Below are 24,033 nucleotides of genomic sequence, written 5' to 3'. Positions count from 1 at the left end.
CAGCGGTGTTGACGCCTCGGTGAAACAAGTCAATAGTCTTTGTAACTTTGACTCTCCAGATCCGACGATCCGTCATATCCCTTGCTGGACAAAGGAGTTCGGTCCATGGGCCGTTACAGCCGCCTTCATGCGATCCGCGCGATGGATCCCGCGCGCGACTACGCCGAGATCCTCCGGCTCATCTCGCAGTACGAGTTCCCCTGGGACTACCGCCAGGGCGTCAGCGTCGCCTTCCTCCGCGACTTCGGCGTCCCCCGGATTTCCGTACTCCTCGACCGCACCCAGGAGTTCGAGCGGTCCGGTCAGAAGCGGTACGACGATACCGTTCTGATCGGGTACGAGATGGCCGCGGACGGCTTCGACTCGGAACGAGGTCGCGCCGCGGCCCGCCATCTCAACCGGATCCACGCCAAGTACCGCATCGCCAACGAGGACTTCCTCTATGTCCTCGCCACCACGGTCGTGGGCCCGAAGCGCTGGATCGACCGGTTCGGCTGGCGTCCGCTGTGCGCCCAGGAGATCGAGGCGCTGACCCGGGTCGGGCAGAAGATGGCGGCGATGATGGACATCCAGGGAGCGCCCGACACGTACCGCGGCTTCGAGGAGTTCCTCGACTCCTACGAGGAGCGGATGTTCGCCTACGACCCGGCGAACCGCCGGGTCGCGAACGCGACGTTCCGCACCATGGCGAGTTGGTACCCGCGCCCGTTCCGACCGCTGGCCGCGCGTGTCACGCTCGCGCTTCTGGACGAGCAGTTACTGCGCGCCCTGGGTTTCCGGGCACAGCCGCGCTGGGCCCGGTCGGCCGCCGCGGGTGCGCTGCGGGCCAGGGCCCGGGTGCTGCGCCTGCTGCCGGCGCGGCCGGGATGGCTGCCTTCGCGTCCGAAGCCGCGCTCCTATCCGTTCGGCTGGCGGCTCGACGACCTCGGGCCGCACTGGGCACGGGAGCGCCCGCTGGAACCGCTGCCCGACGAGGTCGCCGCAGCCGCCGAGCCGACGCCTAGGGACACTCCCCTGTCCGGTGTCCGGCACCCCAGAAGAACGGGCCGGCCGTCGGCGTGACCGTGATGTCCCAGCCGAGCTCGCGGAGTTGCCCCTCCAACTCCACCGGCTCATAAGGGACTTTGACGATCCGATAGGCCCTCCCGTCAGGGATGCGCCGCTGGATGGTGGACGATGCCGGGCCCTCGACCAGCTCCTCCGGCGTTCGGTAGTGGTCGTCGACGAAGAACACGCGCCCGTGCGGCGCGAGCGCGGCGGCCACGAGCGACCAGAAGGATGCGAAGCGTCCGGCCGGCACGTGCGACAGCCAGCACCCCATGAAGACGACGTCGTAACGGCGATCGGGTTCCCAGACGAAGAGGTCGGCCTCGACGAACCTCACCGGGGCGCGATCGGGAACGCGGCGCGCTGCGCTCGCGAGCATCTCCGGGGAAACGTCGACGGCGGTCACCTCGTGGGCGTGGCGCAGTAGTTGAGGGGTCCAGGTGCCGGGACCGCAGGCGAGTTCCAGGACGCTGCCCGACGGCCGGAACGCGTCGAGCGCCTCGGTCGTCTCGGCGCCGCCGGGCAAGTCGAGGAGCTGGTCGAGATAGTCGGGGGCGAGCGCACTGTAGTAGGCACGCTGTTCGGACAGGAGCTGTTCCTGAGCTGATGCGGTGTTCATGGCTTCACCGTGGGACGTGCCCCCAGGGCAAGGTCAAGCCTCGGCGAGCAGCGGCAGCAAGTACCGGCGCGCGAAGGCCCGTACCTCCGTCTCGTCGTCGAGCGCGAAGCAGCTCACGGGGTTGAGGAGGAAGGAGACGGTGATCCGAACCATCAGTTCGGCGACCGGCGTCGGGTCGCTCGCCGGCCTCCCCTCGGCCAGGCGCGCCTCGCGCAGCCGGTCCGTCAGATAACTGCGCATGGCGAGGAAGGCGGGCCCGCTCTCCAGGGTGAGGAAGGGAAGCATGGTCTCCGGTTCGAGCCGGAGCAGTCCGCCCACCAGGGGATGTTCACGCACGTGTCGCAGGACGGCGACGAAACCCTCGACGAGGCGGTCCTCGACGGTCGGCAGAGCGGCGACCGCGGCGTCCACGTCCACGACGAAGCGGCGGTACTCCCGGAGCAGACAGGCCTGGACGAGGCTGTCCTTGTTGCCGATCCGGCGGTAGACGGTGACCCGTGAGACCCGGGCGCGCTTGGCGACGTCGTCGACGGTCGAGCGGCGCAGGCCGAACGTCATGAACTGCTCGCGGGCCGCGTCGAGTATCTGCTCGCTCAGCGCGTCGGACGGCGGGAGATCGGTGAGCGCTCCGGCGAGCAGCGCCTCACTGGTACTCGGTGCCGCCATGAGCCCTCCCCGTCCGAACAGTCCCCCTCCCACCATAGTCAGGTCGGGAGGATGCGCCTCAGCCAGCGGGTGCGGGTGTCACGGGCATCCCGGCTGAGAGCGGCACCCGGTGCGAGGGTGTCGAAGCCGTGGAACGCCCCTGGCCATACGTGCAGTTCGGCCTGGCCTCCGGCCTGCCAGATCGCGTGGGCGTACGCCACGGACTCGTCCCTGAGCGTCTCGGCCGACCCGACGTCGACGTAGGCCGGAGGCAGTCCGGAGAGGTCCGCGGCGCGGGCGGGAGCGGCGTACGGCGACAGGCTCGTGGCGCCGTACTCGTCGCCGAGCAGCGCCTGCCAGGCAGTGGTGTTGGAGGTCCGGTCCCAGGTGTCGACGCCGGACATCTGGTGGCTGGAGAGGGTGTTGCTGCGGTCGTCGAGCATGGGGCACAGGAGCAGTTGCCCGATCGGCGTGGGCCCTCCCCGGTCGCGGGTGAGCAGGGCGAGCGCCGCGGCGAGTCCGCCCCCGGCGCTCTTCCCGCCGATGACGATGCGATCCGCGTCGATGCCGAGTGCGGATGCGTGCTCGGCGGCCCAGACGAGTCCGGCGTAACAGTCGTCCACCGGCCCCGGGTACCGGGCCTGCGGTGCAAGCCGGTACTCGACCGAGATGACGGCCAACTCCAGTGGGAGCGCCCACTCCCGGAGCGCTTTCGGCAGTACGGACCAGGCGTTGCCCATGACCATGCCGCCGCCGTGCATGTAGTACAGCAGGGGCAGCTGCCCGGTGGCCCCGGCGGGCCGTGCGCTCACGAGCGTGACATCGTGTCCGCCCGCCGCGGCCGGCACACGGAGTTCCTCCACCTCGAAGCGGCCCTCGGCCCGCAGGTCATGGACCGTCGGCCTGGAACGGGTCGCGGCGTCCTGCTCCTGCCGGGCCGCGAGGTTCTCCAGGGTGAGAGGACCTCTCGCTACGTCCCCCAAAGCGTCGAGCGCCAGACGCAGTTCGGGATCGAACGGGGGCACAGAGTTCATGCGGTGCAGTCAACCTCAGGTACGGCGTCCCCAGGCGGAGATCATCGGGGCCGTCGCCAGATCGAGTTGTCCGGTGACGACGTTCGCCAAGTGGCGGTCGATGTCCTCGTCGGTCGCGATCCCCGCCGCCACGAGCCGGCCGCGGATCTGCCGGACGGTCGCCGCCTCGAGAACGGTGCAGGCCGGTGAGGTGATCGGGAAGTAGGCGTCCGCCCGCACATCGTGAAGTCCCGCTTCGCGCAGCAGCCGGGGCAGCGTCCTGCCGTACGAGAGGTCGGCGCCGCGTTCCGCCATGAGCTCCCGGAACCCCGACCTGAGCCGGTTGGCCAGCCGCTGCTCGGGGCCCGACTCGTCCGGGCACAGCAGCGGCTGCAGACCGGGATCCGCATCCTCCAGCAGCAGTACGCCACCGGGTCGCAGCGCCTGGACCATGCGGCGCAGCGCCTCGGCGCGGTCGACGACATGCACCAGCACCAGCCGGGCGTGCACCAGGTCGAATCCGCCCGGCGGCGGAGGATCGGCCGCGACGTCATGGCGCAGGACCTCGACGACGTCGGAGGCAGCGCCCTGCGCCCAGGACACGTCGATGTCGGTGCAGAGCACCCGGCCGGCGGGGCCGACTCGTTCGGCAAGGCCCTCGGGTACGGAAGGACCGCCGGCGCCGACCTCCCAGCACCGCATCCCCTGGGTGATCCCGATCCGGTCGATGTGCCGGAAGGTCACCGGATCGAACAGCTCGGCCAGCGCGCCGAATCGGATGCCCGCCTCCGACTGCTGGTTGTCGAGCAGGTACCCGTGGTCGCTGCCGTGCTCGGTCATGTCTGGGCCGCCTGTCCGCGGCGGGCCGCGGCCACGCTGCGGCTGGTCACCAGGTGCTGCAGCGCCAGCTCCTCCACGCGCTCCACGTCCCGCGCCTCGATCCCCCGGTACAGCTCTTCGTGCTCCCCGGCGACGACGTCGAATGCGTCGTGCTGCCCCAGCAGCCAGCGCATCCGGCTGCGGAGCGTCCCCTCGAGCTCGCTGAGCAGCGCGTTGTCGGCCAGTTCCGTGACGGTCTCGTGGAAGTCGGCCGCGGCCCGCCGCGCTGCCACGCCGTCCCCGGCCGCGGCGGCCTCCAGCTCGGCGTCGAGGTCGGCTCGGAGGTCGGCCAGGCCTGCCCTGGTACGGCGCTGCGCGGCGAGGCGGAAGGAGAGGATCTCCAGCGCGGAGCGGACCTCGATGAGGTCGGCGATGTCGGAGGTGGAGAACTCGCGGACCACTGCCCAGGTGCGCGGCCGAGGTGTCACCAGGCCCTCGTTGACCAGGTCCCGCAGAGCATCCCGTACGGGCAGCCGGCTGACGCCCAGCTCGGCGGCGAGTTCACGCTCCACCAGCTTGCTGCCGGGCGCCCGGGTCCCCTCGATGATCTGATCGCGCAGGGTACGCGTGACCCGATCCGACTCGGGTGTGAAGTCCTCTGAACCTGTCATCCCGCCATTCTCACATCGCGCGCACGTCGCGCTCCCCATCCCCCGCCCGGCACAGAGTGCTCGATCGAGGCGCATGTATTGGTATACCGGTTGACCTGCGGAGTCGCCTCCATGGCCATTCAGCAGGAGCCCAGCCCATAGATTGGTATGCCAAATGCTAGGGTCGCGGCAACCGACCGCGAGGAGATCCATCGTGCGCACCCGCTGGCGTGCCGCCCACGTCCTCGCCCACCAGGGCGGGCGTCATGCACTCCTGCGCGGGGGCGAGGTCGTCTGGGAGGACGACACGCTCGTCCATGTGGGCCGCGGCTGGAGCGGACCCCTCGACGAGGACATCGACCTCGGCGACAGCCTCGTCATGCCGGGCCTCGTAGATCTCGACGCGCTGGCCGACATCGACCATCTCGTACTCGACTCATGGGCCTCGCCGGACCGTGCCCCCGGGCTCCAGTGGTCGCGCGCGTACGCCGACCGCAGCCGCGACGTCTTCTCCCCGGCCGAGCGGTCGACGATCCGTACCTACGCACTGGTGCAGCTGGCTCTGCACGGCATCACCACCTATATGCCGATCGCCTCCGAGGTCCACAGCTCCTGGGCCGAGACGTTCGACGAGCTGGCCGACATGGCCGAGTCCTCCCGGCGGATCGGGCTGCGCGGCTATCTCGGTCCCAGCTACCGCTCCGGGGTGAACGTCGTGCACCCCGACGGGCGCCGGGACGTCGCCTTCGACGAGGAGCGGGGGCGCGCCGGGCTGCGGGACGCCGAGCGCTTCCTCGACCACGTCGAGCAACTCGGCGACCCCTTGGTCCACGGGGCTCTCCTGCCGTGCCGCATCGAGACCCTCACCCCCGAGCTGCTGCGCGCCACCGCCGAGCTCGCCCTGCGCCGCGACGTGCCGGTCCGCCTCCACTGCCTCCAGGGCTCCCTCGAACGCGATCTCGTACGCCGCCTCCACGACTGCACCCCGCTCCAACTCGTGGAGCGCACCGGCCTGTTGGAGACCCGGCTTCTCGTACCGCACGGCCTGGTCGTCGACCGTCACCCGTCCGTGCAAGGCGAGGACCGCGGCGACCTGGCCGTCCTCGCCGGCGCCGGGGTGTCCGTCGTGCACTGCCCGCAGACCTCGCTGCGGTACGGCGACGTGCTCCACTCCTTCGGGGCCTACCGCCGCGCCGGCATCAACCTCTGCCTGGGCACCGACTCCTTCCCGCCCGACCTGATCCGCGGCATGGACACCGGCGTGCACCTCGCCAAGGTCGTCGACGGACGCGCCGACGCGGCTCCCGCCGAGGCGTACGTCGAGGCCGCCACCCTGGGCGGCGCCCGCGCGCTGGGCCGCGACGACCTGGGGCGTCTCGCCCCTGGCGCCCGCGCCGACCTCGTCGCGTTCCGCCTGGACGACATCCGCGACGGCGTGCAGGACGACCCCGTACGGACCCTCCTGCTCAACGGCAGCGCCCGCCTGGCCACCCACTCCGTGGTCGACGGCCGGCCCGTGCTCGTCGACGGTCGGCTGCCCGGCATCGACACGGAGAATCTGCGCCGCAGGGCCCAGTCGCTGTTCGACAAGATGCGAGCGGCATACAGCGAGAGGGATGTTCGCGGCCGTACTGCCACCGAGCTCTTCCCGCCCACCTTCCCGGACTTCCTGGCCGACCCGCTGCCGCCGACATAGCGGCCGCGGCATCGTAACGACACCCAGCACAAGGAGCCACCACTCATGCTCATCAGGAACGTCCGCCCCTGGGGAGGACAGGCCTCCGACATCGAGGTGCAGGACGGCAACATCGCCTCCGTACAGCCGCACGACCCGTCGCGCGCCTACGAGGGCACCGTGGTCGAGGGCCGCGGCCGTCTCGCCATGCCGTCCTTCTCGGACGTCCACTGCCACCTGGACTCCAACCGCATCGGTCTGCCCTTCCGCCCGCACACCGGCAAGCCGGGTGTGTGGGGGCTGACGATGAACGACCGCGAGCACTGGCGCGAGGACCCGCCGGTCGCCGAGCGCACCACCTCCCTGCTGGGCCGCATGATCGAGCGCGGCACCACGCGGGTGCGCAGCTACGCGCAGATCGACGCGGACTCGGGCCTCGAGCGCTTCGAGGGCGTCCTGGCCGCCAAGGAGGCCCACAAGGACCGTGCGGACGTCGAGATCATCGCGTTCCCGCAGGCCGGGCTGCTGCTGGAGAAGGGCGTCCCCGAGCTGATGGACCAGGCGCTCGCCTCCGGTGCTGCGGTCGTCGGCGGGATCGACCCCTGCACCCTCGACCGCGACCCGGTCCGGCATCTCGACATCGTCTTCGCGCTCGCGGAGCGCCACCAGGCTCCGGTCGACATCCACCTGCACGAGCCGGGCCATCTCGGGGTGTTCAGCACCGACCTCGTCCTGGAGCGCACCCGTGCGCTGGGCATGCAGGGCAAGGTGACGCTGTCGCACGCCTACGAGCTCGGCACCGTCAACGAGGCCACCACGCGCAGGCTCATCGAGGAGTTCGCCGAGTTGGACGTGTCGATGGCCACCATCGCACCGTCCCAGCAGGCCAACGCCCTGCCGCTCGCCGACCTGACCCGGGCGGGCGTCCGCGTGGGTCTCGGCGAGGACGGACAGCGCGACTACTGGTCGCCGTACGGCAACGGCGACATGCTCGACCGCACGTGGCAGCTTGCGTTCACCAACCGCTATCGCCCGGACGAGCTGATCGAGCACTGCTGGGCCGTCGCGAGCCGCGGTGGCGCCGCGATCCTCGACCCGTCGCTGCAGCGGCTGACGTCGACCGCCGACCGTCCAAGCGTGGACGTCGGCGACGCCGCCGACCTCGTCCTGGTGGACGGCGACACGGTCGCTTCGGCAGTGATGGACCGCGGGGTCGACCGTACGGTCATCCACGCGGGCCGCGTCGTCGCGGATCAGCTCCAGCTGGTCGGCTGACTCTCACCCGCAACGCTGAAGGCCCTGTGCGCGTCGGGCGCTGTGCCGTCCTCCGCGACCCGGTGGCAGGCGACCTGGCGCGGAGCTCCGCCGGGTTCGGCCGCCGGCAGCGTACGCAGCGCGGGCACCTCCGTACGGCAGCGGTCCGTGGCGAGTGGGCACCTGGTGTGGAAGTGGCAGCCCGGCGGCGGGTCGAGCGGGCTCGGGAAGTCGCCGCTGAGCACGATCCGGCCGCGCCCGTGCTGCTCGGCGGGGTCCGGTATTGGTGCCGCGGAGAGCAGGGCCTGGGTGTACGGGTGCTTCGGGTCGGCGAACAGCTCCAGGGCCGGGGCCTGTTCGACGATGCGGCCCAGGTACATCACGGCGATCCGGTCGGCGAGGTACTCCACGGCGGCCAGGTCGTGCGTGATGAACAGGCAGCCGAAGCCACGCTCACGCTGCAGGTCGGCCAGCAGGTTGAGCACGGAGGACTGCACCGAGACGTCGAGCGCCGACGTCGGCTCGTCCGCGACGAGCAGGGCCGGCTCGACGGACAGGGCGCGCGCGATGGAGACACGCTGGCGCTGGCCGCCGGAGAGCTGGTGCGGATTGCGGTCCGCGAGCTCGGGGCGCAGCCCCACCTGGCCGAGGAGCTCGTCGACGCGCCGTGAGGCCTCGGCGCGGGTGGCCAGACCGTGCAACCGCAGGGGCTCCGCGATGATCTGACGGATCGTCATGCGCGGGTTGAGCGACGACGACGGGTCCTGGAAGACCAGGTGGACCTTCTTGCGCAGGGGTCGCATCGCGCGGGCGGAGGGCGCCGTCACGTCCGTACCGTCGATCACGACCTCGCCGCCGGTCGGCTGGTCGAGGCGGACCACGCAGCGGCCCACGGTGGACTTGCCGCTGCCGGACTCGCCGACAAGCCCCACGACCTCGCCGGGACCGATCGTCAGCGAGACACCGTCCACGGCGCGGACCGAACCGCCGGCCGAGGGGAAGTGCCGCTTCAGGTCTCGTACGTCGAGGACCGGGGTGACAGGTGCTGCGGTGTCGGTGCCGGTCATCGGGCTTCCTCCTCGGAGGCGGGGGACGCTGGGTGGTGGCAAGCGATCAGGTGGGTGCCGGACGCGGTGCGCAGGGCCGGACGGACCGGGTGGCGACAGCGAGCCGCATCCGGTGGCGAACGTCAGCAATGCGGCCGCCGCGAGCACAGCGGGTAGGTGACGCACGGGACCACACCTCCTTCAGGTACGGCGGGAGTGACGCCCGGTTGGGTCGCACCTGTCGGACGGTATACCGAATGAAGGTTTCACCAGTTGGACACCGGCGTCGACCTGGAGGTGTTTGCCCTAATTTCCCGCACAAATAGGAGCGTTGGGCGCCCACACAAACGGAAGGATCGTTACCAGTTCGCGATTGGTATACCAGATTGGGTTATACGGGGTCGGCCGGCCAGTGCCCCGCCCACGGCGCCGCCCGCTCGAAGGCCGCGGCGACCCGCAGCACCTGCGCATCGGCGAGGTGCCGGCCGGTGATCTGGAGGCCGACCGGCAGCCCGTCGACGGTGAAACCGGCGGGGACGCTGATCGCGGGCTGCCCGGTGAGGTTCTGCGGGAAGGTGAAGCCCGTCCAGGCCGTGTCGGCGACGGTGCGGCCGTCGATCACGGTCGGCCCCTGGATGCCGACGGGGAACGGCGGCACGGCGGTGGTGGGGGTGACGAGGACGTCGTAGTCCGCCATGAAGCGGGCCATACGGTTCACGACTGCCTTGCGGACCATGTTGGCGTCCGTGAACTGCTCGGCGGTCCACGGGAGTTGCATCATCTCGACGAGGTGCGGGGACATGCGCTCCCCGTGGATGCCGATCAGACGACGCATTCCCGTCAGATCCGTCTCGGCCGCGATGAGGGCGGCGAACGCCTCGCCGGGGTCCTTCCAGCCGGGGTCTGCGGCCTCGACGTGGCAGCCGAGATCGGACTCCAGGGTGCGTACGGCAGCACCCACGACGCGGCGCACTTCGGGGTGGACGGGCAGATAGCCGAGGTCCGCGCTGTAGGCGACGCGCAGGCCCGCGATGTCCCCGGGCTGCGCCGCCAGGACCCAGTCGACGTCGCCGCACGGGATGGAGTGCCGGTCGCGCGGGTCGGGTCCGGCCAGCACCGACAGCATCAGCGCGGTGTCGGCGACCGTGCGGGTGAGCGGGCCGAGGTGCTCCAGGGACTCCCAGCCCGAGACGCCCGGATACCGCTCGTCGCGGCAGCCCGGCCACACCGGTACCCGCCCCATGGACGCCTTGAAGCCGACGAGCCCGCTGTGCGCGGCGGGCACGCGGATCGACCCGCCGCCGTCGGATCCGAGCGCGACGGGGCCGAGTCCGGCCGCGACCGCGGCGGCCGAACCGGCGCTGGAACCACCAGGGGTCAGAGCGGTGTTCCACGGGTTGCGGGTGGCAGGGAAGAGCGGGTTGTGGCCGGTCGCGCTGTAGCCGAACTCCGAGGCGTTGGTCTTGCCGAGGACCACCGCCCCGGCGGCGACGGCCCGTTCGACCACGATGTCGTCCTCGTCCGGTACGAAGTCCTCGTAGGCCGGGGATCCTGACGTGGTGCGGATGCCCTGGGTGGTGATGAGGTCCTTCACCCCGATCGGCACACCGGCGAGAGGGCCGACCTCCTCGCCGCGGGCGAGCCGGTCGGCGACGGCGCGGGCCTGCGCACGGGCGAGGTCGGGCGTGGGGGTGCAGTAGGCGCCGAGGGCGCCGTCCAGGGCGGCCATCCGCTCCAGTACGGCGTCGGTGACCTCGACGGGAGAGATCTCGGACGTGCCGATCCTGGCGGCCAGTTCGGTGGCGGGAAGGCGGCAGATCTCGTCTCGGGCGGCTTGGTCCATCAGGCAGCTCCTCGGTCGTCGAATCTCGTACGGCTCAGGCGCGGACGGTGGTCCGTACCGGGTCCGTCCCCGGGGCGGCCGGGCGCAGGGTGCGGTCCATGGCCGCGTACGCACACGCCGCCACGACGATCCCGACCAGCGCGTCGACCGCGCCGGGCAGCAGATAGTGCGTGGCCGTCGCAGCGCCCGCGCCGAGGGCCCAGCAGATGAGGGCGGGCAGCCGGTACGCGGCAGCGGGGCGGGTCGCGGTGCGGCGGCGCAGCAGCACCTGATCGGTGATGAGGACCGCGCCGATCGGCGGGACGAAGATGCCGAGCAGGTTGAGCCAGTCCACGAAGTGCGCCCAGATTCCGGTCAGCGCGGCGACCAGTCCGACGGCGCCGAGCACCAGGGCGAGCGGGCGCATCCGTGCGGGGGTCAGCGCGGACCAGCCGACGGCCGCGTTGTAGAGGCAGTGGGAGGCGACCGAGCCGAGGTTGACGAAGACGAGGACGACGGCGCACGTGGTGAGCAGCGGGCCGTGTCCCATCAGCAGGCCGAGGAATCCGCCGCCGTTGTTGCCGGGGTCGTCTGCTCCGCCGACGGCGACGACGAGCCCGCCGACCAGGAAGGAGACGCAGTTGGCGAAGGGAAACGCGCAGAAGGTGGCGATCACCCCGGCCCGCCCGGTCTTCGCCCACCGGGTGAAGTCCGCGGTCATCGTCCCCGAGTCGGAGAACCCGGCGATGACGATGCTCATGGCGGCGCCGAACGACATGGCGGCGCCGGGGCCGTCGTAGGACAGGGCGGACCCCAGGGACGCGTCGCCGAGTCCGTATCCAAGGGCGACGGCGGCCAGCACGACGAACAGCGGGGTGGCGACCATACCGAGGAAGGACAGGGCGCGGATACCGACGACGGTCAGTACGACGAAGAAGACGCCGCCCGCGAGCGCACCCCACAACGTCGCCCAGCCGAGGGCCTGTTGGAGGTTGGTGCCGGACAGTCCGATCTGGAAGGAGTACCAGCCGATGACGACCGTGGAGAGGAAAGCGGCCGGCAGGCGGGCGCCGAGGGTGCCGAAGGTGCGCGCCGTCTGCTGGGTGAAGTTCTCGCCGGTGCGACCGGCCAGCCAGCTGAGGGCGCCGACGTAGCCGAACAGGACAAGGTTGCCGAGGACGATCGCCGCGGCGCCGGTGAGGAATCCCAGGTTGTAGACGATGACGCCGCCGAAGACGGCGTTGCCGAGGTTCATCGGGAAGCCGAACCAGACGGAGCAGACCGACAGCAGGCTCTTGCGGGCATGCAGGGGAACCGGCTCGTGCTCGTACTCCTCTCCCAGGTCGACAGCGGTGCCGGCGGCCGGCGCGGGCCGGCTCTCGGTTCGATTGGAGGTCACGGAAACTCCCGGAGGACAGTGGTATACCAATGACAATGCCGGGACGCTAGGCGGCACTTGTTACGTCGGAGGGCGTGGGACGTAACAGGGGACCGCGCGGTCGGTGCACCGCGTCGTGCGCCGTACGCCCTGATGGTGCGTGTGACGGCAGGCTGGTCGCTGAGCGGTCCCGCGTCACTGTCAGCAGGTACCTGCATAGGGCCGCCGGATACTGGCAGCTGCGCACCAAGACGCGGGTGGGGGGTCCGCTCGTAGGCTCGCCGCATGGTGGAACCCGCGCTGAAAACCCCGGCCCCCGTCAATGCCGTACGGCCCAACACCTACGTGGACTCCGTCGCTCTCATGCGCATCTCCGGCGCGCTGACCGCATTCCCCCACGTCGAGGCCGCCAGCCTCGTCATGGGCACTCCGGCCAACCGGCGGATCCTCGCCGACGCGGGGCTGCTCGCCGACGAAGGTGCACGCGCCCGCCCCAACGACCTGCTGATAGCGCTGCGTTGCCCGCCCGGAGCGATCGAGGAAGCCCTCGCCGAGGTGGACCGGCTGCTCCAAAAGGGCTGGGACGGCGACGCCCAGGCACCGCCCCCGGGGGCCGACGAGCCACCTCGCTCGCTCGCCACCGTGCCCGAAGGCGCCCGGCTCGCGCTCATCTCCACGCCCGGCCCGTACGCCGCGGCCGAAGCGCTCAAGGCCCTGCGCCGCGGCATGCACGTCTTCGTCTTCAGCGACAACGTGCCGGTCGCGGAGGAGGTGCTCCTCAAGACGGAGGCCCACGCACGCGGTCTGCTCGTCATGGGCCCCGACTGCGGGACGGCCCTCCTTGACGGCATACCGCTCGGCTTCGCCAACGCCGTGCGGCGCGGCCGGATCGGCCTGATCGGCGCCTCCGGAACGGGACTTCAGCAGGTCTCCACCCTGCTGCACTCCTACGGCGCCGGGGTCAGCCAGATCATCGGGGTCGGCGGACGCGATCTGTCCACGGAGGTCGCGGGCACCTCCATGCTGGACGCGCTCGACCTGCTCGCCGCCGACCCGGACACCGACACGATCGTGCTGGTGTCGAAGCCACCGGCACCCGAGGTGGCTCGCGCTGTCCTCGCGCGGGCGGCAGAAGCGGGGAAGCCCGTGGTGGCTGCGTTCCTGGGCGCAGCCGGCGAGGACGTGCCCGGCGTACGGACGGCAGGCACACTGCGCGAGGCCGCGCGGGCCGCCGCCGGGGTGACGGGCGAGGACTCCCCCGACACCGCCTCACCGGCGGCCGGATTCGGTGCAGGGCGCAGATGGCTGCGGGCGCTGTACGCCGGCGGGACGTTCGCGTACGAAGCGAAGCAGCTCCTCGCCGGGCACGAAGTGGCAACGACCGCGACCCACGGATCATCGCCCCAACTGCCCTCCGGGCACTGCGTACTGGACCTGGGCGACGATGCCTTCACCGCCGGACGCCCCCATCCGATGATCGAGCCGGCCGTACGCACCCCCTGGCTGGCGGCCGCGCTGCGCGACCCGTCGACGGCCGTCGTGGTCGTCGACGTCGTCCTCGGGCACGGGGGCGCCGACAATCCCGCGGGCGCGGTCGCACGGGTGGTCTCGGCCGAGCTCGGCGCACTCCGCGCGGCAGGAGCACCGCCGCCCGTGGTGCTCGGTTTCGTCGTGGGCACGCCCGAGGATCCGCAGGACTTCCACGGGCAGGTACGGGCACTGCGGGAGGCGGGCGTCGTGGTCCTCGACAGCAGTACGACGGTGGCGGAGACGGCCGCCGACATCCTCGCCAAGATCGACGGAGGCGCTCTGTGAGCCGGGCCGGTGGACTGCTCCTGGGAGCCGATCCGCACCTTGTCAATGTGGGACTCGAGTCGTTCGCCGGACCCCCGCGCGCCGCCGGTGCTCGCGTCACCTCACTCGACTGGCGTCCGCCCGCCGAAGGCGACAGCGAACTAGCCCTGAAACTCGCCAGGTTGACCGCACATCCCTTGGTGGAGGCCGCCAACGCCGAGGCCCTGCGGCGCATCCTGGACGTGACTCCGCTGTGGACGGATGTCGTCACGGCGCGCGATGCGCTGCCCGTCCTCGCGGGACCCGACAAGGCGCTGCTCCACGCGGGACCGCCGCTCGCCTGGGCGGAGATGTGCGGGCCGATGCGGGCCGCGGTCGTGGGAGCCGTACTCCTGGAGGGATGGGCGTCCGCGCCGCCCGAGGCAGAGCGGCTCGCCGCCTCGGGGGACATCGCCTTCGCCCCGTGCCACGACCACGACGCGGTCGGCCCCATGGCAGGGATCATCTCGCCGTCCATGCCGCTGCTGGTGGTCGAGGACGCGGCGAGCGGCCGGCGCGCGTACAGCAATCTCAACGAGGGCGGCGGCCGCTGTCTGCGCTACGGCGCGCTCGGCGCGGACGTCATGGACCGGCTGCGCTGGATGGGCGAGCGCCTCGCGCCGAGCCTGCGTGCGGCGCTGCGCTCGCTCCCCGAACCCGTGGACCTGCGGGCGGTGACGGCGCAGGCGCTGCAGATGGGCGACGAGTGCCACAGCCGCAACACGGCAGCGAGCGCACTGCTGCTGCGCGCGCTGGCCCCCGCGCTCGCCCGCCAGGAGGCGCTCGGCGGGCACGAGGCGCTGGATTTCCTCCAGGACAACACGTACTGGTTCCTCAACTTCTCCATGGCGGCCGCCAAGCTGGCCACGTCCGCCGGGCACGGGGTGGCGCACTCGACGGTGGTGACGACGTTCGCCCGCAACGGAGTCGACGTCGGCATCCGCGTCAGTGGCGGGGGCGACGACTGGCACCGGGCACCCGCGGCCGAAGTGGACGGGCTCTACTTCCCCGGTTACGGCCCCGAGGACGCCAATCCCGACATCGGCGACAGTGCGATCACCGAGGTGTACGGGCTCGGCGGCTTCGCGCTCGCGGCGGCGCCCGCGATCGTCGGCTTCGTCGGAGGCACACCGGAGGGGGCGCGGGCCACCAGCCGGCGGATGGGGCTGATCACCGTGGGCCGCCATCGCGAACTCCGGCTGCCCGGGCTGGACTTCGAGGGCAGCCCGGTCGGCATCGATCTGCGGGCGGTGACGGACACGGGCGTGGAGCCGGTGATCACGACGGGCATCGCCCATCGCGAACCGGGCATCGGTCAGATCGGGGCGGGCCTGACCCGGGCGCCGATGGAGTGCTTCACCCGGGCCCTGCGCGCCTTCCCCGAGCCTCCCGCTCCGTGACCGTTGCCTCGGTCAGTACGTCCGTCGCCCCGCTGGTCGCCGGACCGCCGCGCACCGGGCAGGTCGTCGCCGTCACCCGGCACGCCCTGTACGTGGCCACGGGCGTACCGGCGCTGCCCGCGCTCGCCGTGGTCACGTGCGACGCGGTCGCGGTGCCGTGTGCGCTGGTGCTGGCCGAGGCGGCGGGTGCGGGTCCGCTCGGCGGGGTGCGGGCGGGTACGGCCGTGCGCTTCGGCGCGGGCCGCATGACGGCCGGGGCGCTGTGCGTCACGGCTGGGGGGTCCTGGGCACCGCCCCGTGTCCAGGGCCTCCTGCACGACGGCGTACGCACCGACCGACTCCGGGAGCTGGTGGATGCGACGGCGTTGCCCCTCGCTCCTGAAGTGGCGCCGCCGGCCGAGCAGTTGGGCCGGGCGCTCGCATCCGGGGACGCGGCGCGCCTGTACGCTGCCGCCCTCGCCCTGCTCGGCGCCGGCCCCGGGCTCACCCCCTCCGGCGACGACGTCCTGTGCGGCGTACTGCTGGCGTGCCACGCGCTGGGGCGGCCGATTCCCGGGCCGCTCAGGGACGCTATCGCCCGGGCCGAGGAGCTCACCCCCTTGGTTTCGGCGGCACTTGTCCTCCATGCCGCGCGCGGCGAGTGCGTGCCGCAGGCGGCCGCACTGCTGCGCGCGGCGGCCGCCGGACACGACGCAGCCCCCGCACTGCGGGGGCTGCTCGCCGTGGGCCATCATTCGGGCAGTGATCTGGCCCGGGGGCTTGTACTGGGGCTGGAGTTCCTGACGGTCAGGAGGGCTCGGGACTCACGGTCTCGCCCGTCCGCGCCTGCACCACCTGCGTCTCCACCTCCTCCTGGACGGGGAAGGTGAGCCGCATCGACAGATACGCGAAGACCGGGCCGAGCGCGTTCATGGCGACGACACTCACCCACGCCGCCCACGCGTTGCCGGCGTCGTAACCGAAGCCTCCGAAGAACGTGGCGAAGTAGCTCGCGAACCCGAAGAACATGCCGGGGATGAAGGCCAGGAGCTTGAGCCGGCCCGCGTACATGAGGGCCGAGTTGAGGACGAGGATGACGAGGGCCTGCATGAGGTTGCGGGCGAACTGGCTCTCGCCGAGAGCGGTTCCGGCGTGCTCTTCGATGAGCACGATGGCCAGGGCGAACGCGGACCCGGCGGGCATGGCGAGCCAGAGCCGTTTGGCGTTGGCCAGGCTCGGGCCGCCGAGCAGGAACGTCCCGGCCCAGGAAATGAAGATCGCCCAGGGCGGGAGGTGCAGGGCGTTGCCGCCGATGAAGGCGGTGGCGCCGGCGAGCAGGGATGCAACGATCTCGTGCGGTATGCGTTCGCGCATGACGGACTCCTGTTCAGGTGGAGGAGGACCCGGGGGTCTGGGGATGCGTACGGCCCGTGGTGCGGGCGCGTCGGGCGAACGAGCCGAGACGTGCGTGCGGGTGCCGAAATACAGAAGCCATGAAGTGGTGCGGCGGCCGTCAGGCCGCAGGGGCGTTCACCAGTTGCCGGGTGCGGGTGGTGCGGGCCACGACGCGGCCCGCCTTGATGACGTAGGCCCGTTCGGGACGGTCCAGGACGATGTCGTCGTAGCGGGTGGTGTCGAGGACGACGAGGTCGGCCACGGCTCCTGCGCGTACGCCGTAATGCTCGGCGATGCCGACGACGCGTGCGGCGTCGTGCGTGACCATGCGCAGGACGCGGCGCAGGTCGTCGGGGCCGGAGAGGTGGCCGGTCTGGGCGAGGAGCAGGGCGATGTCGAGGAGGTCGCCGGTGCCGTAGGGGGTGAAGGCGTTGCGGATGTTGTTGCTGGCGGTGGCGGTGACGACGCCGGCCTCCCAGAGTTCGCGGACGGGTGCGATTCCGCGTCGTACGGCGTGTGTGTCCGAGCGTCCTCCCAGGTGCAGATCGGTGGCGGGGAGCGGTACGACGTTGACGCCGGACGACGCCAACGCGCCGATCGCCACCGCTCGTTCGGGCTGTGGCCGGCCTGCGAGGGACGTCATGTGGCCGAGGGTGACGCGGCCGCCGAGCCCCCGCTGCCGGGTGGCTTCGGCGACGTACTCCGCCATGGTGTAGCGGGGGTCGCCCGCGTCGTCGGCGAAGTCGGCGTGCAGATCGGCGGGGACGCCGTGCTCGACGGCGAGGTCGAGGACCAGGTCGACGTGGCGGCGGCAGTCCTCGACGGACTCCTCCTGGTAGGCGCATCCGCCGACGACATCGGCCCCGGCGGCGAGTGCGGCACGCAGGAGTTTTTCCGTGCCGGGCGCGCGCAGGATGCCTTCCTGAGGGAAGGCGACGATCTGAATGTCGATGAAGTCCCGGTATTTCTCCCGGAGTTCGATGAGCACCTCGACTCCGAGGATTCCTTCCACCGGGTCCACGTCGGGGTGGGCGCGCAGGGTGGTGGTGCCGCTGAGGATCGCGGACTCGATGACGCGCCGGGAGCGGTCGTACACGTCGTCGTGGCTGAAGTCGCGCTTCAGGTCGAGCGTGACCGCGATGGCGTCGGCGAGGGTGGTGCCACGCGGTGCGCGCAGGCCGTCGAGGAGTGCCTTGTCGGGGTGGATGTGGGCCTCGACGAAGCCGGGCAGGACGACGCGTCCGGCGCAGTCGATGCTCTCGTACGCCGTGTCCGCACGCGCCCCTGTCGGGCCGACGGCGGTGATGCGGCCCGCCTCGACCAAGATGTCCGAAGTGGTCGCCGCGTCCTCGACGCGGGCGTCGCGCAGTATCAGTCCGGTCATGGGGTGCCTTCCTTGTCGGTCATGAACTCGCCTTTCTCTGAGGGGATTTCGCTCGGCAACTCGCCGATGTCGGACTTGCGGATCAGGCAGTGCACGCCCTGCACCTGGTCGACGACCTGGGAGATTTCGAGGTCGGCGGCCGCGCTGAGGTACGCGTACGCACTCGCCGCGTCCATGCCCGCACGGGAGGTGAGGAACGTGAGCGCGGCGCGGACGGACGCCCGCATCGCCTCGTTGAGGTCCTTGTGCAGGCCGATGGCGACCCAGTGGGTGTCGCTCTCGCCGAACGGGGTGTCGATCAGCCCGACCGCCCGCCGGGCGGCGGCGCCCTTCAGGACGGTGAGGCGGAACGTGGCGCGCAGCGGCGCCTCCAGTGCGGTGAGCGCGACTTCGCCATTGCCCTGCGCGTAGTGCGGGTCGCCGGTGTAGAAACCTGCGCCGTCGACCTGGACCGGAAGGTAGAGGGCGGTGCCGGTGTCGAGGACCTTGACGTCGAGATTGCCGCCGTGGCTCCCGGGCGGCACCGTGCTCAGCGGCAGTTCGTCCGCCGGGGTGACGCCCATGACGCCCATGAAGGGGCGCAGCGGGAAGCGGGCGGCGCGGCCTGTCGTCCCGTACGGAATGACGCCGAGCGGCCGCCCCTTGCCGTCGACCCTGACCTCGCAGAACGTGGACACCGTTCCGGAGGGCAGCCGCCGGGTGGCGGCGGTGTCCACGGTGTCCGGGGCCGGGAAGGCGGCGGGGAGTGCTCCCCTGCCGTGGCGGCTGGAGACGATGCCGTAGTCGGCACGGCGGTAGAGGGAGAGGGTCTCCACTTTGAGGAGGTCGCCGGGGACCGCGCCGGTGACGGAGATCGGGCCGGTGACGACATGCGGCCCGTCCGCGTCCGGGTCGCGCTCGAGGGCCGAGGCGGCGATGTCGCGGGCATCGGTGAGCACGTCGCGCTCGGCGACTCCGTAGGCGCCGAAGAAGGCGACCGGATCCCGGCCCTGGTCCTCCAGGATGCCCTCGTGGGAGACCGTGTCCACGGTGACGGTCTCCCCGTCGCCGACGATGAGGACGGGGCTGGAGCCGGGATGCGGGAGGGTGCCCCACCGGCCGGTCTTGGCGGTGGTGGGGAGGTGGAAGTGGCCTTCTGCGGTGGGGATGTGAGGGGGCATCAGTCAACTCCGGGGGCGGTCGGGGTGCCGGGTGGGGTGGCGCGTGATCGGAGCCGGGTCAGCGGGTGCCGTCGGGCGGCACCGGCGCGTCGTCCCGTACGAGCCAGGTGCCGCCGCTCCCCCGCATCGCACCCGCCAGCGCTGCGGGCGAGGTCACCAGGACGCGGGCGTCCCGGGTGGTGGCCGCGTCCAGATAGGCAAGGGCCGCTTCGACCTTGGGGCCCATGCTGCCTGCGGGGAACTGGCCGTCCGCGAGGTGACGGCGGGCCTCGGAACAGGTGAGGCGCGCCAGCGGGCGCTGCGTGGGCCGGCCGTGGTCGACGGCTATCTGCTCCACGCCCGTCGTGACGGCCAGGAGTCCCGCACCGAGGACGGTGGCCAGGAGCGCGGACGTGGCGTCCTTGTCGATGACGGCCTCGACTCCCTTGTACGTACCGTCGGGCGACTCGACGACCGGGATGCCTCCGCCGCCGCCCGCGATCACCACGTATCCCTGGGCCAGCAGTCCGGCGACGGCGTCCTGCTCGACGACGCGGCGCGGTGCCGGGGAGGGGACGATGCGCCGCCAGCCGCGACCCGAGTCCTCGGTCACGTGCCAGCCGTGCCGGGCGGCGAGCTTGCCGGCGGTCTCCTCGTCGTAGAACGAGCCGATCGGCTTGGTGGGGTGGGCGAAGGCCGGATCGGCGGGGTCGACGACGGTGTGCGTGACCAGGGCCGCGACCCGGTCGCCGTGGCCGACCGTCTTGAGGTGTCCGGCGAGCGTGGAGGCGAGGATGTAGCCGATGCTGCCCTGCGAGTCGGCGACGCACATGTCCAGGTCGAGGCTGGGCAGTTCGGGTGCGAGGTCGGCCATCAGGTCGGAACGGCGTTTGATGAAGCCGACCTGGGGGCCGTTCCCGTGCGTGACGACGAGGCGGTGCCCGGCGGCGACGAGTTCGGCCAGCGGCCGCGCGAGGGTGCGGGCCGCCTCGAACTGCTCGGCGATGGTGGCGGTGGGCCCTCCGCGCAGGAGTGCGTTCCCGCCGATGGCCACGACGGTGACACCGGCGGAAGCGTTCCGGATCTCGGGATTTGGGGGCATGGCCGCAACCTTAGGAACTGGCCGGTTTCGGGTCATGAGCAGCGGCTGCCAGCGGCGGAGGCAGTCCGTTGACGCCGGATGACAGCGGGGCCGACTCGGCCTCGTTTCCGCCTGGTTAACGTCCCATTACCAGCCCGTACTCCGTTTACACACGCCCCTGACCTGCGCATAGTGAAGGGCGTGGCAGGCACAGCGCACCTCACGTCAGCGGCGCCGACGGCGCCTCCCTCCCCACTTCAGCTCCCGGCGCAGCCGCCAGGAGCGGGTCCTCTTCCCGGCGCCGGCATCACGGTCGCGGAGGCCCTCGCACTGCCCTGTCTCGCGGGGGCGCGCCTGGTGGCCGGACGGCAGGGCGCGGAGCGGCGCGTGCGCGTCGTCAACATCATGGAAGTGCCGGACATCGTGCGCTGGATGCGCGGCGGCGAGCTCCTGCTGACGACGGCGTACGCGCTGCGCGGTGACGAGGACGCGCTCAGCGCGCTCGTCCCTTCGCTCGCCGCGCGCGGTCTGGCGGGGCTGGGCGTGAAGGTCGGCCCGTACCTTCCGCGTCTGCCGCAGGCGATGCTGGAGGCCGCCGACGAACTGGGCTTCCCCGTCGTGGAGTTGCCCGGCGAGGTGATGTTCAACGACATTCTCGCCGAGGTCATCGGGACCGTGCTCAATCGCCGGGCGCTCTCCCTGGAGCGTTCCCAGGAGGTGCACGAGCGGCTCACCACGGCCGTCCTGCGCGACGGGGCGTACCAGGAACTGACCACCGTCCTCGCCGATCTGGCTCAGTGTCCGGCCGCCGTACTGGGGGCCGACGGCACCCTGCTCGCCTCGGCCGGCAACCCTCCCGGGGACACCGGTGCGTCCACCCAGCGGGCGATCGGCGCGAACGCCTCGCCCGCGCACGGCAGTGTCGCCCTGTGGTGCGGGCAGCCGCCGACCGAGGACCAGCTGGCCGCACTCGAACACGCCGCGACGCTGGCCGCGATGGTCGCCGTACAGGAACGCGCGGTGGCGGGCCGTGAACGCCGCTCCCGCGCGCTGCTCCTGACGGAGCTGGTCTCGTCCGCCCCGCAGGACCGCGCCGAGACGGCGCGCAGGGCTGCCGCCATGGGCTGGGAACTCCAAGTGCCGCGCGCCGCCGTGCTGGTGGAGCTGGGCGACGTGCGCGAGGGAACGGAGACGACGGAACTCAGCGCGGAGGAACGGCTGTTGCCGTTCGTCCGGGCCGTCGTCGGGCCGCGGGCCATCGGATGGGGGGTGCCTTCGGGGCTGGCGCTGCTGGTCGAGCCCGGCGAGTCGCTCCGCTCCGTCGTACGGGCCGTGTACGACGCCGTGGCGACGGCGCTGCCCAAGACGCAGGTGCGGGTGGCGGCGGGCGGCGTACAGGCGGACTTCGCGGATCTGCACCTCAGCTACCGGGAGGCCGTCACCGCCATGACGCTCGGCCGGGAGCTGCACGGCACCGACTTCGTCTGCGAGCACCGCGACCTGGGCGTGTACCGGCTCCTGGACCAGCTCCCGCGGCGCGAACTGTCACGGCTGGTCGACGAGGCGCTGGGCACCCTGCTCGCCTACGACAGCCTGCACGAGGGCAGCCTGGTGCACAGCCTCGGCGTATATCTGGCACGCGACCGCAATGGCGTGGAAGCCGCCGAGCAGCTCCATATCCACTACAACACCCTGCGCTACCGCCTGAAGCAGATCGAGCGGCTCACCGGCGGGTTCGACCGCGACCCGATGAGCCGTCTGCAGACGGAACTGGCCGTGCACGCCCACCGGTTGCTGACGGCGCGGGCCCGCGGCTGAGTCGGCGATCATGGGACGGTAAGCAACGTGCGTCCCGTAAGGAATCGTCCGACATGCCTGTACCTGCCGACCCGACCGTCCTCCACCCCATGCCGTCCCAGCCCCGGGTGGTTCTGCTGAAGCCGCTCGTGAAGTCCCCGCTGATCGAGGTCGGGGAGTACTCCTACTACGACGACCCGGACGATGCGACCGCGTTCGAGGCGCGCAACGTGCTCTACCACTACGGGCCGGAGAAACTGGTCATCGGCAGGTTCTGCGCACTGGGCACGGGGGTGCGCTTCATCATGAACGGCGCCAACCACCGTATGGACGGCCCCTCGACCTTCCCCTTCCCCACCATGGGCGGCTCCTGGTCCGACCACTTCGACCTCCTCACAGGACTGCCGAACCGCGGGGACACCGTCGTCGGCAACGACGTCTGGTTCGGCCACAGCGCGACGGTGCTGCCCGGCGTACGGATCGGGCACGGCGCGATCATCGGCACCGGCGCCGTGGTCACGGGAGACGTACCGGACTACGGAATCGTCGGCGGCAACCCGGCCCGCCTCATCCGCACCCGCTACAGCGACGAGGACGTGGCCCGGCTCCTTGCCGTTGCCTGGTGGGACTGGCCCGCGGAGCACATCACCGAGCACGTACGGACGATCATGTCGGGCAGCGTCGCCGACCTCGAAGCCGCAGCCCCGGACGCCGGAAACTGCTGAAGATTCAAGAATCCGCAATGGTCTAGTCCAAGTCATTGACGTGTCTCCGTCACTGCTCAATTCTTGCCGCACCGTCCCCCGACAGGAGACCCCCCATGAAGCGTCTTCGCGCTCTGCTGTGCGGTGCCGCCACCGCCGCGCTGGCCACCGCCGGACTCACCGCCTTCGCCACGGACCAGGCCGCCGGTGCGACGGCCGACGCCACCGCGCTCAGCAACCAGTGGTACGCCGCCGCTCCCTATCTGATGCCGAACGACAACAACCCGCCGAACGCGGGCGCCATCATGGACGCGACCGGTCTCAAGGCCTTCCAGCTCGCGTTCATCCTGGCGCCCAACGGCGGTGGCTGCAGCCCGACTTGGGACGGCACGTCGGCCGTCTCTTCCGACACCGCCGTAGCGTCCGTGATCAGCGGGATCCGCGCCAAGGGCGGTGACGTGTCGGTCTCCATCGGCGGGTACGGGGGCACCAAGCTCGGCCAGGCCTGCTCGGACGCGGCATCCACCGCGGCCGCCTACCAGCAGGTCATCACCAAGTACCAGCTCAAGGCCATCGACTTCGACCTGGAGGAGCCGGAGTACGAGAACACGGCCGCCATCGCGCACGAGATCGGCGCGGCCAAGATCCTCCAGCAGAACAACCCGGGCCTCTACGTCTCGGTCACCACGGCGGGGACCGCCGACGGCACCGGCTGGTTCGGCAAGCAGATGCTCCTCGAGGCGAAGGCGCAGGGCTTCACGCCCAACAACTTCTCCATCATGCCGTTCGACGGCGGCTTCAACGGAGCAGCCTCGCAGACCAGCGCGCTGACGAACTTCAACTCCATCCTGCAGTCCACCTTCGGCTGGGACGCGGCGACGGCGTACGCGCACGAGGGCTTCTCCGGGATGAACGGCCGCAGCGACACCGGCGAGTACTTCAGCCAGGCCGACTTCCAGACCGTGCTGGACTTCGCGACCGGCCACCACATGGACCGCTTCACCTTCTGGTCCCTCAACAGGGACCGGCAGTGCACGCCGGTCGACAACAACGGCCAGACGTCCGGCACGTGCAGCAGCGTGGCCCAGTCGGACTGGGACTTCGCGAAGTACTCGGTGAAGTTCGCCGGCGTCACCCCGCCGACCTCGCCGCCGCCGACCACAGCCCCGCCCACGACGGCCCCGCCGACCGGCACCTGCTCGGCCACCGCGTGGAGCGCCACGGCCGTCTACACCGCGGGCAACCTCGTCTCGTACGCGGGACACACCTGGAAGGCCCAGTGGTGGACGCAGAACGAGACGCCCGGCACGACCGGCGAATGGGGCGTCTGGAAGGACCAGGGCGCCTGCTGAT

21 protein-coding genes are annotated in these 24,033 nt (G+C 71.4%); 9 read left to right on the top strand and 12 right to left on the bottom strand.

Annotated features, from left to right (window positions below; genetic code table 11):
- Nucleotides 1-105: 105 nt before the first annotated feature.
- On the top strand, nucleotides 106-1,062 hold the full coding sequence (locus OG707_RS39220; protein ID WP_329126711.1) for an oxygenase MpaB family protein: 957 nt from the start codon (nucleotides 106-108) through the stop codon (nucleotides 1,060-1,062).
- Here the strand turns inward: OG707_RS39220 and OG707_RS39215 are convergent.
- From OG707_RS39215 to OG707_RS39195, 5 genes are read right to left on the bottom strand one after another with little or no spacing between them, the layout of a single operon-like run.
- Nucleotides 1,001-1,666, bottom strand: a complete 666-nt coding sequence (locus tag OG707_RS39215) for a class I SAM-dependent methyltransferase (RefSeq protein ID WP_329126709.1) — start codon at nucleotides 1,664-1,666, stop codon at nucleotides 1,001-1,003. The two genes, OG707_RS39220 and OG707_RS39215, sit on opposite strands and share 62 nt — an antisense overlap.
- A gap of 33 nt (nucleotides 1,667-1,699) precedes the next feature.
- The gene (locus OG707_RS39210; RefSeq protein ID WP_329126708.1) at nucleotides 1,700-2,332 is read right to left on the bottom strand and encodes a TetR/AcrR family transcriptional regulator; all 633 of its coding nucleotides are present in this window, start codon (nucleotides 2,330-2,332) and stop codon (nucleotides 1,700-1,702) included.
- Nucleotides 2,333-2,370: 38 nt separating this feature from the next.
- Entirely contained in the window at nucleotides 2,371-3,345 is a 975-nt protein-coding gene (locus OG707_RS39205) for an alpha/beta hydrolase (RefSeq protein WP_329126706.1), read from the bottom strand.
- A gap of 15 nt (nucleotides 3,346-3,360) precedes the next feature.
- Nucleotides 3,361-4,164, bottom strand: a complete 804-nt coding sequence (locus OG707_RS39200; RefSeq protein WP_329126704.1) for a class I SAM-dependent methyltransferase — start codon at nucleotides 4,162-4,164, stop codon at nucleotides 3,361-3,363.
- On the bottom strand, nucleotides 4,161-4,814 hold the full coding sequence (locus OG707_RS39195; RefSeq protein WP_329126703.1) for a GntR family transcriptional regulator: 654 nt from the start codon (nucleotides 4,812-4,814) through the stop codon (nucleotides 4,161-4,163). Before OG707_RS39195 ends, OG707_RS39200 begins: the two co-directional genes overlap by 4 nt.
- A gap of 193 nt (nucleotides 4,815-5,007) precedes the next feature.
- Here OG707_RS39195 and OG707_RS39190 point away from each other — a divergent pair, with 193 nt between their 5' ends.
- Complete coding sequence (locus OG707_RS39190) at nucleotides 5,008-6,489, top strand: chlorohydrolase family protein (RefSeq protein ID WP_329126701.1); 1,482 nt, start codon at nucleotides 5,008-5,010, stop codon at nucleotides 6,487-6,489.
- Between the two features lie 45 nt (nucleotides 6,490-6,534).
- On the top strand, nucleotides 6,535-7,743 hold the full coding sequence (locus tag OG707_RS39185) for an amidohydrolase family protein (RefSeq protein ID WP_329126699.1): 1,209 nt from the start codon (nucleotides 6,535-6,537) through the stop codon (nucleotides 7,741-7,743).
- Here OG707_RS39185 and OG707_RS39180 read toward each other — a convergent pair.
- The 3 genes from OG707_RS39180 to OG707_RS39170 form a co-directional block, all read right to left on the bottom strand.
- Nucleotides 7,722-8,789, bottom strand: a complete 1,068-nt coding sequence (locus tag OG707_RS39180; protein WP_329126698.1) for an ABC transporter ATP-binding protein — start codon at nucleotides 8,787-8,789, stop codon at nucleotides 7,722-7,724. The genes OG707_RS39185 and OG707_RS39180 overlap by 22 nt on opposite strands.
- 370 nt (nucleotides 8,790-9,159) lie before the next feature.
- Nucleotides 9,160-10,611 carry an amidase gene (locus OG707_RS39175; RefSeq protein ID WP_329126696.1) on the bottom strand — a complete coding sequence of 484 codons (1,452 nt, stop codon included), beginning with the start codon at nucleotides 10,609-10,611 and terminating at the stop codon, nucleotides 9,160-9,162.
- Nucleotides 10,612-10,645: 34 nt separating this feature from the next.
- On the bottom strand, nucleotides 10,646-11,989 hold the full coding sequence (locus tag OG707_RS39170; protein WP_329126694.1) for a cytosine permease: 1,344 nt from the start codon (nucleotides 11,987-11,989) through the stop codon (nucleotides 10,646-10,648).
- Nucleotides 11,990-12,253: 264 nt separating this feature from the next.
- Here OG707_RS39170 and fdrA point away from each other — a divergent pair, with 264 nt between their 5' ends.
- From fdrA to OG707_RS39155, 3 genes are read left to right on the top strand one after another with little or no spacing between them, the layout of a single operon-like run.
- Nucleotides 12,254-13,783, top strand: coding sequence for an acyl-CoA synthetase FdrA (gene fdrA / locus OG707_RS39165; protein WP_329126693.1), 1,530 nt, complete (start codon nucleotides 12,254-12,256; stop codon nucleotides 13,781-13,783).
- A gap of 47 nt (nucleotides 13,784-13,830) precedes the next feature.
- Nucleotides 13,831-15,201, top strand: a complete 1,371-nt coding sequence (locus OG707_RS39160) for a DUF1116 domain-containing protein (RefSeq protein ID WP_329126691.1) — start codon at nucleotides 13,831-13,833, stop codon at nucleotides 15,199-15,201.
- Nucleotides 15,198-16,070 carry an oxamate carbamoyltransferase subunit AllH family protein gene (locus tag OG707_RS39155; RefSeq protein WP_329126690.1) on the top strand — a complete coding sequence of 291 codons (873 nt, stop codon included), beginning with the start codon at nucleotides 15,198-15,200 and terminating at the stop codon, nucleotides 16,068-16,070. Before OG707_RS39160 ends, OG707_RS39155 begins: the two co-directional genes overlap by 4 nt.
- Here the strand turns inward: OG707_RS39155 and OG707_RS39150 are convergent.
- From OG707_RS39150 to OG707_RS39135, 4 genes are all read right to left on the bottom strand, one after another.
- Nucleotides 15,988-16,554 (bottom strand): DUF1097 domain-containing protein, encoded by a 567-nt coding sequence (locus OG707_RS39150; protein ID WP_329126689.1) that lies wholly within the window; start codon nucleotides 16,552-16,554, stop codon nucleotides 15,988-15,990. The two genes, OG707_RS39155 and OG707_RS39150, sit on opposite strands and share 83 nt — an antisense overlap.
- Before the next feature lie 139 nt (nucleotides 16,555-16,693).
- Nucleotides 16,694-17,959 carry an amidohydrolase family protein gene (locus OG707_RS39145; protein WP_329126687.1) on the bottom strand — a complete coding sequence of 422 codons (1,266 nt, stop codon included), beginning with the start codon at nucleotides 17,957-17,959 and terminating at the stop codon, nucleotides 16,694-16,696.
- Entirely contained in the window at nucleotides 17,956-19,119 is a 1,164-nt protein-coding gene (locus tag OG707_RS39140) for an acetamidase/formamidase family protein (RefSeq protein WP_329126686.1), read from the bottom strand. Before OG707_RS39140 ends, OG707_RS39145 begins: the two co-directional genes overlap by 4 nt.
- Before the next feature lie 58 nt (nucleotides 19,120-19,177).
- Nucleotides 19,178-20,200, bottom strand: a complete 1,023-nt coding sequence (locus OG707_RS39135) for a carbamate kinase (protein WP_329126685.1) — start codon at nucleotides 20,198-20,200, stop codon at nucleotides 19,178-19,180.
- 180 nt (nucleotides 20,201-20,380) lie between these two features.
- On the opposite strand from OG707_RS39135, the gene OG707_RS39130 reads away from it, so the two are divergent.
- From OG707_RS39130 to OG707_RS39120, 3 genes are all read left to right on the top strand, one after another.
- On the top strand, nucleotides 20,381-21,997 hold the full coding sequence (locus tag OG707_RS39130; protein ID WP_329126682.1) for a PucR family transcriptional regulator: 1,617 nt from the start codon (nucleotides 20,381-20,383) through the stop codon (nucleotides 21,995-21,997).
- Between the two features lie 53 nt (nucleotides 21,998-22,050).
- The gene (locus tag OG707_RS39125; protein WP_329126681.1) at nucleotides 22,051-22,701 is read left to right on the top strand and encodes a CatB-related O-acetyltransferase; all 651 of its coding nucleotides are present in this window, start codon (nucleotides 22,051-22,053) and stop codon (nucleotides 22,699-22,701) included.
- A 95-nt stretch (nucleotides 22,702-22,796) separates the two neighbouring features.
- The gene (locus tag OG707_RS39120; protein WP_329126679.1) at nucleotides 22,797-24,032 is read left to right on the top strand and encodes a carbohydrate-binding protein; all 1,236 of its coding nucleotides are present in this window, start codon (nucleotides 22,797-22,799) and stop codon (nucleotides 24,030-24,032) included.
- Nucleotide 24,033 lies beyond the last annotated feature (1 nt).

The sequence above is a fragment of the Streptomyces sp. NBC_01465 genome, assembly GCF_036227325.1.
GTDB lineage: Bacteria > Actinomycetota > Actinomycetes > Streptomycetales > Streptomycetaceae > Streptomyces.
This window is presented reverse-complemented; position numbering and strand designations above follow the sequence as displayed.

What these genes read in the sequence shown, in the direction of transcription:
- OG707_RS39220 (WP_329126711.1), top strand. Translation starts at nt 106, where the DNA reads ATGGGCCGTTACAGCCGCCTTCATGCGATCCGCGCGATGGATCCCGCG.
- OG707_RS39215 (WP_329126709.1), bottom strand. Translation starts at nt 1,666, where the DNA reads ATGAACACCGCATCAGCTCAGGAACAGCTCCTGTCCGAACAGCGTGCC.
- OG707_RS39210 (WP_329126708.1), bottom strand. Translation starts at nt 2,332, where the DNA reads ATGGCGGCACCGAGTACCAGTGAGGCGCTGCTCGCCGGAGCGCTCACC.
- OG707_RS39205 (WP_329126706.1), bottom strand. Translation starts at nt 3,345, where the DNA reads ATGAACTCTGTGCCCCCGTTCGATCCCGAACTGCGTCTGGCGCTCGAC.
- OG707_RS39200 (WP_329126704.1), bottom strand. Translation starts at nt 4,164, where the DNA reads ATGACCGAGCACGGCAGCGACCACGGGTACCTGCTCGACAACCAGCAG.
- OG707_RS39195 (WP_329126703.1), bottom strand. Translation starts at nt 4,814, where the DNA reads ATGACAGGTTCAGAGGACTTCACACCCGAGTCGGATCGGGTCACGCGT.
- OG707_RS39185 (WP_329126699.1), top strand. Translation starts at nt 6,535, where the DNA reads ATGCTCATCAGGAACGTCCGCCCCTGGGGAGGACAGGCCTCCGACATC.
- OG707_RS39180 (WP_329126698.1), bottom strand. Translation starts at nt 8,789, where the DNA reads ATGACCGGCACCGACACCGCAGCACCTGTCACCCCGGTCCTCGACGTA.
- OG707_RS39175 (WP_329126696.1), bottom strand. Translation starts at nt 10,611, where the DNA reads ATGGACCAAGCCGCCCGAGACGAGATCTGCCGCCTTCCCGCCACCGAA.
- fdrA (WP_329126693.1), top strand. Translation starts at nt 12,254, where the DNA reads ATGGTGGAACCCGCGCTGAAAACCCCGGCCCCCGTCAATGCCGTACGG.
- OG707_RS39150 (WP_329126689.1), bottom strand. Translation starts at nt 16,554, where the DNA reads ATGCGCGAACGCATACCGCACGAGATCGTTGCATCCCTGCTCGCCGGC.
- OG707_RS39145 (WP_329126687.1), bottom strand. Translation starts at nt 17,959, where the DNA reads ATGACCGGACTGATACTGCGCGACGCCCGCGTCGAGGACGCGGCGACC.
- OG707_RS39140 (WP_329126686.1), bottom strand. Translation starts at nt 19,119, where the DNA reads ATGCCCCCTCACATCCCCACCGCAGAAGGCCACTTCCACCTCCCCACC.
- OG707_RS39135 (WP_329126685.1), bottom strand. Translation starts at nt 20,200, where the DNA reads ATGCCCCCAAATCCCGAGATCCGGAACGCTTCCGCCGGTGTCACCGTC.
- OG707_RS39125 (WP_329126681.1), top strand. Translation starts at nt 22,051, where the DNA reads ATGCCTGTACCTGCCGACCCGACCGTCCTCCACCCCATGCCGTCCCAG.
- OG707_RS39120 (WP_329126679.1), top strand. Translation starts at nt 22,797, where the DNA reads ATGAAGCGTCTTCGCGCTCTGCTGTGCGGTGCCGCCACCGCCGCGCTG.